The organism is Vibrio sp. D404a (assembly GCF_030248535.1).
Taxonomy (GTDB): Bacteria; Pseudomonadota; Gammaproteobacteria; order Enterobacterales; family Vibrionaceae; genus Vibrio.
On sequence record NZ_JAHGAJ010000033.1, the window covers coordinates 1 to 17,052 of the forward strand.

Sequence of the window (17,052 nt, forward strand, 5' to 3'; positions counted from 1 at the left end):
GTATCTCGTATCTCGTATCTCGTATCTCGTATCTCGTATCTCGTATCTCGTATCTCGTATCTCGTATCTCGTATCTCGTATCTCGTATCTCGTATCTCAATTTCTAACACCGACAAAAAAGAGCACCGAAGTGCCCTTGATTAAAACTGTCTAAAGTTGCGTCCGTTTGGAGGATTAACTCCAAATTGCTGACAACGAGTCAAGCAAACCAGAGGTTGCACCTTGTGATTGCAGTGCTTGTAGAATAATTGGTGCAAAGGTCGTGATCATTGAAGAGTCCATACCTAGACCTGAGAATGCGCTTTCAACCGCGCCTTGTGAATTCAGGATAGATGTTAGGCCTGTAGACTCTAGCGTTGACATGCCTGGAATTAGAGATGACAACTCTTTGTTATCGGCGCTGCCCAGAGAGTTTTGTGCAAGTGCAAGCATTGAACCAATACCACCTAGTGCTTGGTCGCTCGTTACAGAAGCTTGGCTTGCTACTGTATCGGCCAACGGTGTCGATTCGTTCTGTTGCGACCACATGTTAACGGCGGCCATCAGTGCGGTTTGAGTCAGTTGAGAGTAATCAGTCGTCGCTGCTGCGCTAGTTGAGGCTTGATCTGAAGTGCTTGCGCAAGATGCTACTGCAAGTGCGCTGAATACTGTGATGAGAGCTTTCTTCATTATTCTTCCTTAAGTAATAAAGTAATCGTCCCTCCACTATAAACGAAAAACGGCGATGTTGTTACATCGCCGTTGCATTAATTTAACTTTATTTGCGCTTAGTTTATTGTTTACTAAGGCTTTATAAAATTAAAGGATAGCTAGTAGTTCTACTTCGAATACTAGAGCTGCAAATGGAGGGATAGCAGCACCTGCGCCACGCTCACCGTATGCAAGATCTTGTGGGATGTATAGTTTCCACTTAGAACCAACAGGCATCATTTGTAGAGCTTGAACCCAACCTTGGATTACGCCAGTTACTGGGAACTCAGCTGGTTGACCGCGAGATACAGAGCTGTCGAATACAGTACCGTCTGTTAGCTCACCGTGGTAGTGAACGCGAACTTGCTTGTCAGCAGTTGGGATTTCACCAGTACCTTCAGTGATTACTTCGTACTGTAGGCCAGACTCAAGAACCGTTACTTCTGGACGTAGAGCGTTGTCAGTTAGGAACGCTTCACCGTCAGCTGCAGCTGCTTTAGCTGCTTCTTGGCGGATAGCTTCTGCACGAGTGTGTAGCTCTTGCAGTGCGTTGTTGATTTCGTCAACTTCGATAGCTGGCATGTCGCCAACTAGAGCTGTTGCGATACCAGCAGCGATTGCGTCAACGTTTAGGCCTTCAAGACCAGAACCAGCAAGTTGTTGGCCCATTTGTAGACCGATACCGTAGCTAGCTTTTTGCTCTACAGTTTCAAATTTTACTTCAGACATGAAAGTTACTCTTTTTGTGTCAGTACGAAAAAGGTAAGAATACCAGTATTAACAGCTCGAAGAAACGGCTACACCCTGATTCGCTCTAGCTTTAGTGCACTCAAATCACAATGGCACTATTTTTATTGCATTGCTCCCGTAATGGAGGAAAAATCTATACTGTTCAAGTTTTGGTTTTTATACTGTAGTTAATCAATAGTTAGGGCGCAGTAGTATGAATCGTCGTCATAAGAAGAAACAACAAGTAGATTATTTGCAGCTGTGCAAAGATAAACTCAGTGCTATCGAGTTTGAGGAAACGAAACAGAAGATTCGTGGCCTATGGCAGAGCTTACCCAAATTGCACCAACGCGCGTTGATGGTGCTGACACCGGTTGTGTTGCTGCTTTTGCTTATTCCTTTTCCAAAGACCGAGGTTGTCGAGAGCACTCCAGCGACCAGTCGTGTCGAGTTAGAAATTAATACGGTGGGTTTAAGTGAGCAGCAGAGTGAACAACAACAGTCTCTGAAATCGAGTCATTGGAAAGAGTATCTAGTCAAACAAGGTGATACCTTGGCTCAGGTATTTCGTAATAACCAACTGCCTCTGTCCGATCTTAATGCGCTGGTTCGTATCGAGGGTGATGACAAACCGCTTAGCCAGATCAGAAAAGGGCAACTAGTGCGCTTCAAGCTAGCAGAGAACGGTCAGTTGGATATTCTTCAGCTTGAGAAAGGCGGGAGTTCGGTGATGTTCTTCCGTTTATCTGACGGTGGCTTTGGCCGCAGCAAATAAATAACGATAGAGACACAAAGGAGCGATTATCTCGCTCCTTTTTTTATGCGTGGAATCGGAGCCAGAGGTAACACAATCAGCAGGATACCGATAAAGGTCAGGATATCCGGGATTTCGTTAAACCAAATCATCCCGATGAGTGCTACAAAGACGAGGCCCGAGTACTCAGCCAGTGCAATCTGACTAGAGTGTGCTTTTTGGTACGCTGAAACAGCCAATCCATTGTAAGCCAATATTAGAGTCGCGCTTAAGGCGATATAACCAAGGTGCCCCCAAGACACTGGTGACCAAAATAGTACGCAAAGTATTAAAGAAACGGGTAGCGAGAACAGAGTAGTCCACCAAAGTGTCGTCACTACCGATTGTTCACTCGGGAGCTTGCGAACCAAGACATTGAACAGCGCTAGGGTACATGCCGTACCAAGCGCAAATACTGCCGCCCAATGAAATTGTGAGGGTCTCAATACGATCAGGGCACCCACAAAACCTACCGTGGTCGCGATAACTTTTCCGAGAGCAGGGCGCTCATTCAATAGCAGTATCGACAATGGCAACATCAACAGTGGCGCAACGTAAAATACCGCATTAGCCGTCGCCAACGGAAGGTGGGTAATCGCTACCACCATACAACCGCTACCGATGAGTATCAGTTGCCCACGAGCAAAGGTGATTTTTGCCTGTTTGAGTTGGCGTTGTACTTTGCTTTGTTTTAACCACAATGGCGTAATTAAAAGCAGTGACAATAGTTGGCGAAAGAAGATGTATTGCAGTGGCGGCACTTCACCATTGAGCAGTTTCACCGCCACGTCAGAGAGCGAGGCAAAAAAGTTGCCCGCAACAAGCAGCAAGATCCCAAGCGTGATGTTGGACATCAGCCCTGTAATCTCATATCGATATGTGGAATATCGTCCTCAAGGTACATCTCTGAGATCGTCACAAAGCCGTGACTTTGGTAAAAGGCTTCTAAGTGTTGCTGAGCACCGATATCTATGGTGCTCTGTGGCCACAATGTATGGCAATGCTCGATTGCTTGCGTTAAGAGTTTATGACCTAAACCAGCCCCTCGCGCCTCTGCTTTGGTTGCGATTCTACCAATACTGACGTTGTCATAGGTTGTACCTGCTGGCAGTAAGCGAGCACAGGCGACCAGTTGACCATCCTCATATCCGAGCAAATGACGGACACCTTGCTGCGTGTCTTTCCCGTCGAGTTCAGGGTACGGGCAAGTCTGTTCAACAACGAATACATCCACACGCAGTCTCAATAACTCATAGAGTTCCGTTGTGGTTAATTCGGCAAAGGTGGGGGTAGACCAAGTGATCATAATATCTTCCTAAAACTGTACTTGGCGTCAATCTAACAAGGCTGACTAAGCTGTGCATTAACCATTGTTAATTCTGCTCTTAATTCGACTAAGACTGATCGCGGTAATCCCCAAATAGGCAGCGATTTGATTGTCGTTTAGACGCTGCATAAGGTCTGGGTAGTGTTCACAAAACAGCTGGTAGCGTTGCTCAGGAGTGTAAAGCAGCATGAAGCGCTCTTTGTTCTCTTTGTGCATCAACTGAGTTTCGAGCAGCTTAAGGTAAAGAGGGTTATTGGTGTCGCGCCACTCTGTTAGCGCCTGCATGGGTAACTCAAACAATGAAATAGGAGTGAGTGTTTCTAGCAGGTACGGAGAGGGCTGCTGCTTGATTAAGCTCTCAAAGCCGATCACCCAATCATGCTCCCAATAGAACTCCTTACTGAATTGCTTACCCTCTTCTGTTAGATAACAAGCGTGGCATAGACCTTCAACGATGAAGTAAAACGAATCCGGTACCTCGCCCTGATTGGTGAGAATGTGTCGAGTCGGTAATTCTAATGGTTTAGCGATCTCTAAGAGAGATTCAATCTGGGACGGGGTAAAGCCAAAGCTTTCTAGTTGTTCTGTTAATGCGTGGTACATGGTCACTACCTAAGCCATTTCAATGCGAAGATAATCGCACTTTCTATGGCTTAGGTATAGGGCAAGGTGATGTCGAGTTACTGAAGTTGGGCGGGATTATGGCGTTCCAAATACGTTTGAGCCTGTTCTCTGCCCATGTACTTAGCTAGGGTTTTCAGTGGTACCTTGTTGAGGTTGACGACAATCAGGCCATCCAGGGCGTCATTAAACGATGGGTCGACGTTGAAGCAGACTAACTTGCCGTTCATCCCGAGATATTGACGCAATAGTACCGGTAGCCCTTTTCCCTGCTCCATGCGTGCCAACACCTTTGAAAGTAGAGGCACACTCGCCAGTGATGACAATAGGTGATTCTGCCAAAACACGTGACTATTGGTATTAAGAGGGGAAGAAGGAGAAACTAGATTCGCCTTTTCCTCATCATAATGGTGGATTGATAAGGTGGTCGCGATTAACAGGCGCGCATTGTGGCTGTAATCATTACTGATACTGACCGGCCCGAATAGGTGAGTGTATTGAGGGTGTTGGGAGACAAAGGTCGCGATGCCTTTCCACAGCAGTAGCAGTGAGTTTAGGCTCTTTTGATAGGGCTTGCTCACCACTGAACGGCCAAGCTCTATGCTGTTGTCTAAGGTATCGATGAACTCTTGGTTGTAGTTAAACAAGCTGCGAGAATAGAGTTGCTCTAACCCGTGCTCGGCGATTAACTTGTCGACCATACCCAATCGATAAGCCCCGACTAATTCAGCCTTGGTTTTATTCCACACAAACAGCTGATGGTAGTAAAGGTCGTACTCATCCAAATCACAGGCAAGCCCGCTGCCTTCACCAACTTCTCTAAAGCTCTCTTCTCTGACTCGACCAATTTCACGCATCAGGTTAGGAATAGATTGGCTTGGGGTACAGTAGACCTCGAATTCACCTTGCTCAAGAAGCTTCATCTCTTCTGGGAGCCCACCTATCTCAATTGCTAATACCTCTGGAGATATTGGTGCTATCACCTGGGTATCAAAAGAGGGCGCATGGATTGGTGCGTGCGAGCTCTGTTGTTGGCTCATTAGATAGGTGTTGAGCCGCAGGTAGTTGACGATATCCATCTCTTTTTCAAACGATTTTATCTCAGAGTATGGAATCGATGAGCCAATCGAAATCGAAATAGTAGATGCACGTTTATTGAGGAGTTCGCGCCCGAGCAGAGCGGTTCTCAGTAATGGGTGAACTCGACCTGCTTGATAGAAAAGCTCACTGTTTTTGCCATTGATAAAGATAGGTACGGTCGTGGCTTGATGACGCTTAACGAATTTTGCGACTGATTTGCTCCATTCGATATCGGTGAGCGTTTTTGCCCCTTTACGATAACTGGAGACTTCACCTGCTGGGAATACAATCAACAGACCACCGTCGGCTAGGTGACGATTGGCATCACGAATCGCCTTGGCATTGGTGCGTTTCGATTCTTTGCTATTGAAGACATCAACACCGATGAAAAGATCATCCAGTTCAGGCAGTCGCTTGAGTAATTCATTCGCTAAGACCTTCACATCCTTTCTTACCGATCCTACGAGATCTGCAAGGATAACTCCTTCAATGGCACCAAGCGGGTGATTCGCTACAATCACAACAGGCCCTTCTTCTGGTATGTTTTGCGTGCTTCCCGATGCAACCGAGTAGTCGATATTGAGCGCCGATAGAGTGTAATTCATAAATTCGAAGCTAGATAACTCGTCTTGTCGATCTTGATAGAGTCGGTCTAGCTTAGATAGCCCAGTTGCCCACTCGACAACAGACTCACCTAAACCAAAAGGCGTGTAACGTGGTAAACGAAAAGGACTATCAATCATAATGAAGCTACCTTATTTTATCAGCTGCGGCCAAGCTTTGTCGGCTTGTTGAATATGCTGTGCACGGTCTTGTTCCCAGGTCTCCTGAATCTCTTGGTCGTAGTTAAGGTAAAGTTTGTCATCAACTATGGTCCAATACTGTGGATCGCCCGGTGCGAAGTCGTTTTTGGCAGAAACAGCCCATGCGCAATAACCACCATACTGAGGCGCATATTTTTCAGGATTATTAACAAATAAAGTCAGATTCTTTTCAGAGGAGAAGTACCAATCCGCGCCTTTGTATTCGGTACTGAATTTTTTGCTTCCTTCAACAGGCTTACCTGAAGTGAAGTAAGCCACGGTATCGTAGCCGTCGAGTGCCTTGCTGCTAAAGAAGCCGGTATAGATTTCGTCGGCGGCAAATACGTACGGGCTAACAAGTAGCATGAGCATGGTGATGAGTTTTCTCATGGTGGGCTCCATCTATAGGTTGATTGCTGGTGATAAATCGAAGGTAAAGCGCTGTTGATTTATCTGACATGGGTTGATTGGTTCACAAGGCGAGCCGGGTGCATAAAACATAGAGGCGTGACCGTGCAAATTACGTAAGTGGGTAAAGCTAACGGTGTGTGCATCTTCACGGTGCATACAGGTCGCTAAATGGGGTTGTTCACTGTGATGGTGAGAGTGAAATTTGAGTAAATTCTGTTGGTTCTTCCCTGTTGCGATGAGTTGATCGTATTTGGCTTGTCGGTAGGCTTGGACTCGCTCTAAATCAACCCCGGATGAGAACAGTGGTGAGTCGGTTTCAATAATTCTCTGTTGAACGCCATTCCACATGTAGGCAATAACTACACCATTGCGCTGCGTTAAATTCGGTGCAAAAGCCAGTAGGGTAAATGGTGCAAATGAATGTAAGTTGAGCCTATGAAAAGCCTCGGAAAGCTGACTGAGATTACGACTCGAGGATAGGTTTTTGAGTAATAAACCGCGGCTGACTAATGGGCCGACTGGCATCATGCCTTGGTAGTTATTGAGTAGGCACAGCGAAAGCCCGAACTCATTAATGCTGATCCAACTTCCCCCACCAGTAGGATCGAGTGGCATGATGATATCGACACCATTCACTTGGTACTGTTTAGGCGGCATCGCCAATGCTCGTGTTTTCTGTTCATCACGATTGAAAAAAACCTGATAGCCGTTTTCTTCAAGCAGCCAAGATACTGAACACATGATTATTGCTCCCTCAGATAACTGCTGGTGGTTGGGGCATAGCCAAAGGTTTTACAGGTGTCGACTTCGAGGAAGGTGGTGATCACTTTGATCATCGCGTAATGATGATTGGCGTGCAGAGCGGCAAAGGTGATCTCTCTTTCTAGCGTTGAAGGCAAGCTGGCGAACACCTGACTATCCATCGAAACCTCAGTTTGGATAGTGATAGGCGCTTTGAGATCACTGTGGTCTAATCGCTCAAGCCAGTTGATCACGTAATGGATCTCTTTTACAGCCAATGAGCGGTCGTACTCAACTGGGTGACCACGGCGGCGAGTGTTGTAATCGACGCTTGAGTCCTCGTTTAAAATCAAAGCGTGGAAAAGATCGAGCGTATGACGTGTGTGTTCACCAATAGAGCTGGTGACGTGAGGCTTAGCGTTTGTCAAATAGTCGCTGTCAGAAATGGCTAACAAAAACTCTAGGCCTTGGTTCAATATCTCTACCGCTCCTTTGATACTAGGAGAGAAAGAAGTGAGGGCGCTCGGTTGGGCTATCGGGTTCATTCATGATCCTCGTACAAAGTTAATCGGTGGTTGGATATTGTTGAACAAGGCGTCGCTCTTCTTGCCACGCCTCAATTAAGCTCTTGAAAGAGGGAGGCTGGTGGCCCCGTTGTTTCTGTTGAGCGCCAATGTCATAAAGAATGCGATATTGCTGAAGTAGCGTAGAAAATATCTCTTTCAGCGGTGTGTTTCGATCCCAGATATGTGCCGCTTCACTGCTCGCGCCATTAACCTCAAGGATCGTAAAATCTTCGCCCTGCATCAGGCTATGTATGTCCCTGAATTTGACGTCCAGTCGTCCATAATGGAAGCCATCGAAGTCGTTAAATATCTCATCTAGACGCTCAGTTAGCGCTTTGGTGATGTATTGATTGCCATCTCTAAAAATAGAGCCGCGACTGTGGCTGCCTGCGAATGCCAGTTGAAATTCTTCACCCTCTGCGAGCACATGATCCAACTTGCCTTTATGCCTTGGGAGATAGAGGTGACTGATCTGCCCAGCTCTTGGATTGCTTTCAATTAACTGCTTGAGTGTGGAGGTGCCATCCCCTGTCACCATTGGTGAATATTTGAGGGTGATCGAGATGATCTCACCTTGCTTTTTATTTGGATAGCGAACATAGAAGACGCCGGCTTCAGCTTGATAGGGCGCCTTTTCTTGCAGTAAAAATCGAGCCTGATTTGGGAAGGATGCAATGTACTGTTCTAGCTGATCTTGGCTATTGATCAGTTTGACACCTGCACCTCGACAACCCAGATCCGGTTTGGCGACGAGTGGGAAATCAAGGTCGGATTGGATCAAGGCACGATACGCATCTGCGGCTTGTTTATGACTGTTAAGATCCGTCTTTGTGAGAGTAATGAACGGTGAGATCCAGCGCTGACTCGACGATCCTGCAAGGCTCAAGATATCGTGTTTGGATTCACCGACCATACCACTGAGTTTGATACTTGGATTTGCGATAAGCGGCAATGCCCAGTCAAAATGCCGTAACCCTTGCATCAAGCTCTGAAGCACGACAGGCGTGTAGAAAAACCAAGCAGGAAGAAACTCATAGGGAGACACGCTGCGCACGGTATCTTTTTCGAGTAAAGGCATCCCTGCATTAATTTGATGTGCCGGAATAATACGAATATCTTGCGGTGAACTCATGATAATCCTCTAGAGTAAGTTCTATTGATTAACCGATTGCTGAAAAACAACAACGCGATAGCACACGGGATAACGACCCATTGATATTCAGAGGCTTGCAGCCACGCAGATGTCCCTAAATAGTAGATGGTCGAGAAGACAACGCCAGTCCAGAGTGCAGTCGCACTAATCACGGCAAACAGGAAAGTAGGAAGAGGGATGACGAAAAAACCACTTAAGGTAAACCCAATCGTGCGCAGCCCCGGAACAAAGCGAATGATAAATAGACTGTTGAATGCGTTTTGACGGAGCCTAGCTCGAAGCGCGCGGAAGTATCGATTGGTCAGCGCTTTATAGCGAACACCTCTAAAGTAGCGCCCTGATTTACCGAGGTAGTAAAGCCCTAAGTCACCCGTCGCGATACCGATGAAAATCGCAAGTAGCGCATATTGCGGTGGAATGAGATCTTGAGTCGCTAACCCTGCTGCAGACACAATCGCTAAATCTTCAAGCAGATAAGAAAGCGCAATAATGCCGAGCATCAGCCAGAGCAGCGACTCCTCTCCAGAATTTAACCATGCTTGAATGCTTTCGACGGCGCTCATTAAATATCCCTATCTATCCTATATATGAATGGCTTATTGACCACTCATTGAGTGTAGTAAATGAAATAGACACGAGCAGTGGAGAAAAACTTGCAGTGAGTTGTGGAGTTTTTGTACTTATTGTCTGTACTAGGGAGTTAAAACAAGGTGGGGGAGTTGTGAATCTATGGGATGAGGATCTTGCTTTAAATTAAGACTAATTGATGATTAAGGTACAGAAAAATAAAGACTTTTAAAGGGGCGATTTACCTATATAAAAAAGGCTGAATCGTTAAATTCAGCCTTTGAAACATTAACTAAAGATTATTGAAAATCTTATTTAGTTAGGTCGATTTGGTAAACACCGAAGCCAACATCGTCAGTCGCAACACGTTTCATCGGGTATTGACCCTTCTCTTTGATGAATTGTGCTGCTTTCTCGCTTGGTGACGTTTCAAAGCGGATGTCTAGCTTCTTGCTTGTCTCGATAGGAGCAAAAGACCAGTTGTTATCTGCTGTTGGGCTTACTTTACCTTGCTCTTTGCTTACGCGAGAGATGTAGTTTGCAAGAACAGTGCGGTTTTCGTCTGGCGCATCAAATGCGATGTACTCAACACCTGTGCCCGGGAACTTCGCGCTGTATGCACGGTAGTTGTTGGTCGCAATCAAGAAATCCTGTTCCATATCGATTGGTTGATCTTGGTAAGTCAGACCAACGATACGTTGAGAATCAGGGTTTACCACTTTACAGTTAGCGTCGTATTTAGCCGGTTGAGTCACGTCGATCTGGTAGTTCACACCATCGATAACATCGAAGTTGTAGGTGCGGAAGTTATCCCACTCGATCAGCTGCTGTGGTGCTGTTGAGTTCGCGTCGATCTGATTGAACTGGCCTGCAGCACATTCAAGCCACTCTTTTACTTCTTTACCTTTTACCTTCATCGCAACAAGTGTGTTCGGGTATAGGTAAAGGTCAGCAGCGTTACGGAAAGTCAGTTGACCAGACTCTACTTCAGTAAAGTTTGCTGGGTCATTCTTACGGCCGCCCGCTTTAAATGGTGCCGCTGCAGAAAGTACTGGTGTGCCATCTAGGTCTGGGTCGCCTTGGATGAAGCGCTCAACGTAGTCCTTCTGTGCAAGGTTAACGATTTGAACTGTAGGGTCGTCTTGTACCAGTGATAGGAAGCTGTACATCACGTCATCAGCTTGACCGATTGGCTGGTTTACAAAGTCACGAGTACCCGCGTGGTCTTTTTCCAGCGCTGTTACGATACCTTCATCTGCTGCAGCCAGTGATTTCTTCTCTACTTTGTCGTAGATATGACGCGCTTCAGATTGACCTTTTACCACTTCCCATTTGCCGTCTTTTTGCGCCAGCGTTAGGTCCATGATACCTACGTGGCTACCCCAACGACCTGGCATAACTGCCGCTACGCCATTCATTGTGCCCGCTTGGTTGTCAACACCTTGGATGTTGTCGAAGCCTTTACCCGGGAATACTGCGTGAGAGTGACCGAATGCAATTGCATCGATGCCTTCTACTTCAGATAGGTACAACGTTGAGTTCTCTTCACCCGCTTTGTATGGGTCTTGAGATACGCCAGAGTGAGGGATAGCAACGATCACGTCTGCACCCTCAGCCTTCATTTGAGGTACTAGCTCGTTCGCAGTTTCAACGATGTCACGAGCAATCACTTTGCCTTCAAGGTTCTTCTTATCCCACGTCATGATTTGTGGTGGAACAAAACCGATGTAGCCCACTTTTACTTCGTGCTCTACGCCCGCAGTATCAGCAAAGGTGTGTGTCTTGATGATGTATGGTGTGAAGTAGTGCTCTTTCGTTTCTGCGTCGTATACGTTAGCACTGATGTATGGGAAATCAGCGTCGTTGATTGACTCTTCTAGGAACTCAAGACCGTAGTTGAATTCGTGGTTACCGATGTTTGCTGCATCGTAATCTAGCTGGTTCATCGCCTTGTATGCTGGGTGTACTTCACCCGCGACAATGCCTTTGTCTGCCATGTAGTCACCCATAGGGCTGCCTTGCAGTAAGTCACCATTATCAACAAGAATGCTGTTGGTTACTTCACCTTGAGCTTCTTTTACAAGAGTTGCAGTACGCGCCAAACCGATCTTTTGTGATGGCTTGTCTTTGTAGTAGTCGTAATCCATTAGGTTAGTATGAATGTCAGTCGTTTCTACAACGCGCAGTTTGATTACTTCATCTGTGTCTGGGGTTGTTGTACAGCCAGCTAGTGTAAAACCTAGTCCAGCCAGTACTGCAAGTGATAAAGGCTTCATTGCAACTTTCATTATGGAGCTCCAAGATTGGATGGGGAAGAATTTGTTGCGTAATGTAACAAAGTGGAATGAAACAATGAGTACGACATGTGTTAATTCGTGACATGGATCTTATTACTTTATGCTGTTCTGCCACCCTTATCCCAAACCGCTCAATCCCTACACAACAAGTGCTTATTAAAGGTAGTCCATTCATTTTTATAAGGAATAAATGTTACAACCATTCCTTATCAGCTTTTCGAATAAAAAATGAAATTTTAGAATTTCCAGTAATATGAGAGGCTCGTCATAATGCTTTCATTGAGGGCGTATTGGGCACTATTGCATCACACAGAAATTGTGGTTGTCGTCTGATACTCCAATTCACATCACGGTGAATGAGTTAACTCCCATGCTTGATTGAACAAGTATTGCATTGCTCGTGATACGAGCCTTAAAGGAAGCACTGAAATGGACCAAGAACGTTTAACCCACCTAAAACAGCTTGAAGCGGAGAGTATACATATCATCCGTGAAGTAGCGGCTGAGTTTGATAACCCAGTGATGATGTACTCCATCGGTAAAGACTCTTCTGTGATGCTTCACCTAGCTCGCAAAGCGTTTTATCCGGGCAAAATCCCTTTTCCTCTTCTTCACGTAGATACCGATTGGAAATTCCGTGAAATGATCGAGTTTCGTGATCGCACGGCAGAGAAATACGGTTTTGACCTTTTGGTACACAAGAACCCTGAAGGTCTAGCAATGGGTTGTAGCCCGTTTGTCCACGGCTCTTCAAAGCACACGGACATCATGAAGACTCAGGGCCTTAAGCAGGCGTTAAACAAGTACGGTTTTGATGCAGCCTTTGGTGGTGCGCGTCGTGACGAAGAGAAGTCACGTGCTAAAGAGCGTGTTTACTCATTCCGTGACAAGAACCATACATGGGATCCAAAGAACCAACGCCCAGAGCTATGGAAGACTTACAACGGTCAAGTGAACAAAGGCGAGAGCATTCGTGTATTCCCACTTTCTAACTGGACTGAGCTGGATATCTGGCAATACATCTACCTAGAAAACATCGAGATTGTTCCACTTTACCTCTCCGATAAGCGCCCAGTAGTGGAGCGTGATGGCATGTTGATTATGGTCGATGATGACCGTATGGAGCTTCAAGAAGGCGAGGTGATTGAAGAGAAGAGTGTGCGCTTCCGTACACTTGGCTGCTACCCGTTGACGGGCGCAATTGAATCTGAAGCCAACACATTAACGGGCATCATTGAAGAGATGCTGGTGGCCACCTCTAGTGAGCGACAAGGTCGTGCGATCGACCACGATCAATCAGGCTCGATGGAGCTGAAAAAGCGTCAAGGTTATTTCTAAGGATCTAAGGAAAGAAAAATGAATAGTGCAGTAGAAGCTGAATTGGCTGAACTTGGGATCGAGGGTTACCTGAGTCAGCACCAACATAAATCGATGCTTAGATTTCTAACTTGTGGCTCGGTAGATGACGGTAAGAGTACCTTGATCGGTCGCTTGCTCCATGACACGCAGCAGATCTATGAAGATCAGCTTGCAGCAGTACATAACGACAGCCAACGTGTTGGTACTACCGGTGAGAAGCCTGACTTGGCTCTACTGGTGGATGGCCTGCAGGCAGAGCGCGAGCAAGGTATCACCATTGACGTGGCATACCGTTATTTCTCGACTCAAAAACGTAAGTTCATTATTGCTGATACCCCGGGGCATGAGCAGTACACGCGTAACATGGCAACCGGTGCATCGACTTGTGATCTGGCGGTGATCTTGATTGATGCGCGTAAAGGCGTACTGGATCAAACACGTCGTCACTCGTTCATTTCTAACCTGCTTGGTTTGAAACACTTTGTGGTTGCGGTTAACAAGATGGATCTTGTGGAGTACTCGCAAGAGCGCTTTGAAGAGATTCGCAATGAGTACCTAGAGTTTGCTGAAAACCTAGAGGGCGAAACCAACATTCAGATCCTGCCAGTGTCAGCATTGGAAGGCGCTAATGTGGCGTCGGCTAGCCAAGAGCTGTCTTGGTTTGAAGGTCCATCGCTACTTGAAGTGCTTGAGAACGTTGATATCGATCAGAAACGCTCAGCAGGCGAGTTCCGCTTCCCTGTTCAATACGTGAACCGTCCAAACCTAGATTTCCGCGGTTTTGCCGGCACGATTGCTTCTGGCAGCGTAAAAGTCGGTGATGAAATCAAGGCGCTTCCTTCAGGTAAAACCTCGAAAGTGGCACGCATTGTTACTTTTGATGGCGACCTAGAGTCGGCGCAAGCAGGTCTTGCTGTGACTTTGACGCTTGAAGACGAAATCGACATCAGTCGTGGTGATTTGATTGTGCTTGAGAATGCAGAAGTCGCATCTACCAATCACATTCTGGCGGACGTGGTATGGATGACGGAGCAAGCTCTGCAACCGGGTCGTGAGTACGACATCAAGGTTGCGGGTAAGAAGACGGTTGGCCAAGTGAGCGCTGTTCGTCATCAATATGACATCAACAATCTTGCGACTCATGAAGCATCAGAGCTGCCTCTCAATGGTATCGGTCTGTGTGAGTGGTCACTGAACGAGACTGTGGCACTGGATAAATACCGTGATAGTGCGGATACCGGTGGCTTTATCGTGATTGACCGCCTAACCAACGTCACTGTTGGTGCAGGTCTAATCCGTGAACGTTTAGATTCTGTTGAGCAGAAAGTCGGTGACTTCTCAGCGTTTGAAATCGAGTTCAATGCTCTGGTTCGTAAGCACTTCCCACACTGGGATGCCAAAGATATCAGTCAATTACTTAAGTAATTACGTTTCGATGTAAAGCAATAGGCGGGAGCTTCGGCTCTCGCTATCCAAGGACAGGTATATGTGGCAACAAGGATTTGTATTAGCGCTATTGCTTGGCATCGTAACTTGCCTTCTAACGACGCGTATTAAGCCGAGCTTTATTTTTGCTGGTGCAGCTTTCATTGCGTTTATGGCTGGAATGATTGATGTATCCAGTCTGGCAGGCAACTTCACTAACTCTTCACTACTCACTTTAGTGTTGCTAATTCTCGCTTCAAGTGCGTTGGAGAAAACTCGCTTAATCAGCTGGGTAAGCCGAAACATTTCAGAAGGTCGGCTTGGTACAGTGGTGGCAAAGTTGGGTGTTTCCACAGCGTTACTTTCTTCCTTTACTAATAATACTGCTGTTGTCGTGTCATTGATCGGTGCGATCAAACGCAATCAGCAACATGCACCCTCTAAGCTACTTATCCCACTTTCGTACGCTGCGATTTTGGGTGGAACCCTGACATTGATCGGCACCTCAACCAACTTGATCATCAACAGCTTTGTTGAAGATGCAGGCTTACCGAGTTTGAACTTCTTTACACCGACGTTGATCGGTTTGGCGGTATTGGTCGGTGGTGTGTTGATCTTGATCCCACTGAGTTACTTCCTGCCTAGTTACGATGATGGTTCACAAGATGAATTGCCTTATTTCTTGGAGGCTCGCGTTGAACCCGGTTCACCGCTGGTGGGACGTAGCGTAAGTGAAAATAACCTTAGAGCACTGCGTAAGCTGTTTCTTGCGGAAGTGATTCGTGATGGTAAGACAACGGCTTCAATTGACCCAGACTTCGTGCTACAAGCACGCGATCGCCTTTTGTTTTGTGGCGATGTCGAGAGTGTTGCAACTCTGCAAGAGATCCAAGGACTAACACTGTTTGGACAACATCACCTTAATGGTCAGAACTTTGTTGAAGTAGTGGTAAGTTCATCGGCGAGTGTGTGCAATAAGACATTGAAAACCAGCCAGTTTAGAGACCGTTTTGACGCGGTAGTAGTAGCGATTCGCCGTGGCCATGAACGCCTTGAGGGCGGGTTAGGTAATATCACGCTTACTGCGGGCGACACATTGGTATTGGTGCCGGGGAAACGCTTTGAAGAGCAACGCCAACAGCACAGCAAAGAATTTGTGTTGATGAATGATCTGGATTCCAGTGCCAAACTTGACTCAGACAAATCGGCTTGGGTATTACTGGGCTTTGCTTCCGTGATTGGTTTAGCACTTACCGACATACTGCCGATCATCAAGGGATTGGCTGGCTTCCTGCTGCTGTTGGTTGCACTCGGAGTGGTGCAACTGAGTGAGCTAAGACGCCGCTTTCCGGTGGATATTGTGGTGATTGTGGGGTCTGCCTTGTCAATTGCGCAGCTGATGATCTCTTCCGGTTTGTCAGAGCAGATGGGCTTAATGTTTATCGAGGCATTCAATGGTTGGGGCGTGTTTGGTGCGCTGGTGGCCACCTATTTGATGACCTTAGTATTGACCGAGCTGGTGACCAATAACGCAGCGGCGGCACTCTCTTTTCCTATCGGTTATAGCATGGCCATTGGCTATGGTGTTGATCCTATGCCATTTATTATGGCGGTGCTGTTTGGCGCCAGTGCTAGCTTTATGTCGCCTTATGGTTATCAAACCAATCTACTGGTGTACAGCGTGGGTAACTATCACCTAACCGACTACCTACGTATCGGTATCCCAATCTCGATTGTGTATTCAGGGTTAGTACTTAGCCTTATCCCTTATTTTTTCCCATTTTAATGCTGTTTATTTAAAGGACTAATTATGACCACTGCAGTTAAACCCAAAGATGAGAACATCGTCTGGCATCAGCACTCTGTTGATAAAGCTTTTCGTTCTCAGCTGAAATCACAGAAGCCCGTGGTATTGTGGTTCACGGGACTGTCCGGTTCGGGCAAATCAACGGTAGCAGGTGCGCTAGAAACTCGTTTGGCGCAGCTGGGTTACCATACTTATTTGTTAGATGGGGATAATGTTCGTCATGGTTTGTGCAGCGATCTTGGTTTCTCTGAGCAAGACCGTCGCGAGAATATTCGTCGTATCGGTGAGTTGGCAAAATTGATGGCAGATGCTGGTTTGATCGTGCTATCTGCTTTTATCTCTCCCCATAAAGCTGAGCGTGAGCTGGTAAGAAACCTACTGCCTGACGGTGAGTTTTTGGAGGTGTATGTGAACACGCCAATTGAGGTGTGTGAGCAGCGTGACCCTAAAGGTCTGTATAAGAAAGCGCGAGCCGGCGAGATCCCGAATTTCACGGGAATCAGCTCGGTTTATGAGGCGCCTGAAACGCCAGAAATCGATCTTCCGGCCGGAGATAAGTCGCTTGATGAGCTTGTCGAGCAGTGTATAGAAGCGTTAGAAGCACGCAAGATTATCGCTAATTAACACTAACTTATTGGCAACTAACACTCTATAGCCTTGGTTATCGCCAAGGCTATGTTGTT

General features: G+C 46.6%; 17 protein-coding genes. 5 read left to right on the forward strand and 12 right to left on the reverse strand.

Annotated elements, in window-relative coordinates; genetic code table 11:
- Nucleotides 1-174: 174 nt before the first annotated feature.
- Together KI655_RS18805 and KI655_RS18810 are read right to left on the reverse strand one after the other, a co-directional pair.
- A complete protein-coding gene (locus KI655_RS18805) occupies nt 175-669 on the reverse strand; it encodes a DUF2780 domain-containing protein (protein WP_285407872.1) in 495 nt (164 codons plus the stop codon).
- Nucleotides 670-798: 129 nt separating this feature from the next.
- The gene (locus KI655_RS18810; protein WP_285407874.1) at nt 799-1,419 is read right to left on the reverse strand and encodes an FKBP-type peptidyl-prolyl cis-trans isomerase; all 621 of its coding nucleotides are present in this window, start codon (nt 1,417-1,419) and stop codon (nt 799-801) included.
- A 214-nt stretch (nt 1,420-1,633) separates the two neighbouring features.
- On the opposite strand from KI655_RS18810, the gene KI655_RS18815 reads away from it, so the two are divergent.
- Nucleotides 1,634-2,194 (forward strand): LysM-like peptidoglycan-binding domain-containing protein, encoded by a 561-nt coding sequence (locus KI655_RS18815; protein ID WP_285407876.1) that lies wholly within the window; start codon nt 1,634-1,636, stop codon nt 2,192-2,194.
- Nucleotides 2,195-2,220: 26 nt separating this feature from the next.
- Here the strand turns inward: KI655_RS18815 and KI655_RS18820 are convergent, their stop codons facing one another.
- The 10 genes from KI655_RS18820 to KI655_RS18865 form a co-directional block, all read right to left on the reverse strand.
- On the reverse strand, nt 2,221-3,066 hold the full coding sequence (locus KI655_RS18820; protein ID WP_285407878.1) for a DMT family transporter: 846 nt from the start codon (nt 3,064-3,066) through the stop codon (nt 2,221-2,223).
- Entirely contained in the window at nt 3,066-3,518 is a 453-nt protein-coding gene (locus KI655_RS18825; RefSeq protein WP_285407880.1) for a GNAT family N-acetyltransferase, read from the reverse strand. The genes KI655_RS18820 and KI655_RS18825 overlap by 1 nt, the downstream gene beginning before the upstream one ends.
- Nucleotides 3,519-3,575: 57 nt before the next feature.
- Nucleotides 3,576-4,142 carry a Crp/Fnr family transcriptional regulator gene (locus tag KI655_RS18830; protein ID WP_285407882.1) on the reverse strand — a complete coding sequence of 189 codons (567 nt, stop codon included), beginning with the start codon at nt 4,140-4,142 and terminating at the stop codon, nt 3,576-3,578.
- A gap of 77 nt (nt 4,143-4,219) precedes the next feature.
- On the reverse strand, nt 4,220-5,983 hold the full coding sequence (locus tag KI655_RS18835; protein ID WP_285407883.1) for a lysophospholipid acyltransferase family protein: 1,764 nt from the start codon (nt 5,981-5,983) through the stop codon (nt 4,220-4,222).
- A gap of 12 nt (nt 5,984-5,995) precedes the next feature.
- Nucleotides 5,996-6,433 carry a YHS domain-containing (seleno)protein gene (locus tag KI655_RS18840; RefSeq protein WP_285407884.1) on the reverse strand — a complete coding sequence of 146 codons (438 nt, stop codon included), beginning with the start codon at nt 6,431-6,433 and terminating at the stop codon, nt 5,996-5,998.
- Between the two features lie 12 nt (nt 6,434-6,445).
- Nucleotides 6,446-7,195 (reverse strand): NRDE family protein, encoded by a 750-nt coding sequence (locus KI655_RS18845; RefSeq protein WP_285407886.1) that lies wholly within the window; start codon nt 7,193-7,195, stop codon nt 6,446-6,448.
- A 2-nt stretch (nt 7,196-7,197) separates the two neighbouring features.
- On the reverse strand, nt 7,198-7,740 hold the full coding sequence (locus KI655_RS18850) for a hypothetical protein (RefSeq protein ID WP_285407887.1): 543 nt from the start codon (nt 7,738-7,740) through the stop codon (nt 7,198-7,200).
- A 19-nt stretch (nt 7,741-7,759) separates the two neighbouring features.
- Nucleotides 7,760-8,893 (reverse strand): D-alanine--D-alanine ligase, encoded by a 1,134-nt coding sequence (locus KI655_RS18855; RefSeq protein ID WP_285407888.1) that lies wholly within the window; start codon nt 8,891-8,893, stop codon nt 7,760-7,762.
- A complete protein-coding gene (locus tag KI655_RS18860) occupies nt 8,890-9,477 on the reverse strand; it encodes a DedA family protein (protein ID WP_285407889.1) in 588 nt (195 codons plus the stop codon). The genes KI655_RS18855 and KI655_RS18860 overlap by 4 nt, the downstream gene beginning before the upstream one ends.
- Nucleotides 9,478-9,792: 315 nt before the next feature.
- Complete coding sequence (locus tag KI655_RS18865) at nt 9,793-11,769, reverse strand: bifunctional 2',3'-cyclic-nucleotide 2'-phosphodiesterase/3'-nucleotidase (protein WP_285407891.1); 1,977 nt, start codon at nt 11,767-11,769, stop codon at nt 9,793-9,795.
- 402 nt (nt 11,770-12,171) lie between these two features.
- Here KI655_RS18865 and cysD point away from each other — a divergent pair, with 402 nt between their 5' ends.
- The 4 genes from cysD (at nt 12,172) to cysC (ending at nt 16,993) form a co-directional block, all read left to right on the forward strand.
- A complete protein-coding gene (gene cysD / locus KI655_RS18870; RefSeq protein ID WP_285407969.1) occupies nt 12,172-13,116 on the forward strand; it encodes a sulfate adenylyltransferase subunit CysD in 945 nt (314 codons plus the stop codon).
- Nucleotides 13,117-13,134: 18 nt separating this feature from the next.
- Nucleotides 13,135-14,562 (forward strand): sulfate adenylyltransferase subunit CysN, encoded by a 1,428-nt coding sequence (gene cysN / locus KI655_RS18875; protein WP_285407892.1) that lies wholly within the window; start codon nt 13,135-13,137, stop codon nt 14,560-14,562.
- Nucleotides 14,563-14,623: 61 nt separating this feature from the next.
- Nucleotides 14,624-16,348, forward strand: a complete 1,725-nt coding sequence (locus KI655_RS18880) for an SLC13 family permease (RefSeq protein ID WP_285407893.1) — start codon at nt 14,624-14,626, stop codon at nt 16,346-16,348.
- 24 nt (nt 16,349-16,372) lie between these two features.
- Nucleotides 16,373-16,993 (forward strand): adenylyl-sulfate kinase, encoded by a 621-nt coding sequence (cysC, locus tag KI655_RS18885; protein WP_285407894.1) that lies wholly within the window; start codon nt 16,373-16,375, stop codon nt 16,991-16,993.
- Nucleotides 16,994-17,052 lie beyond the last annotated feature (59 nt).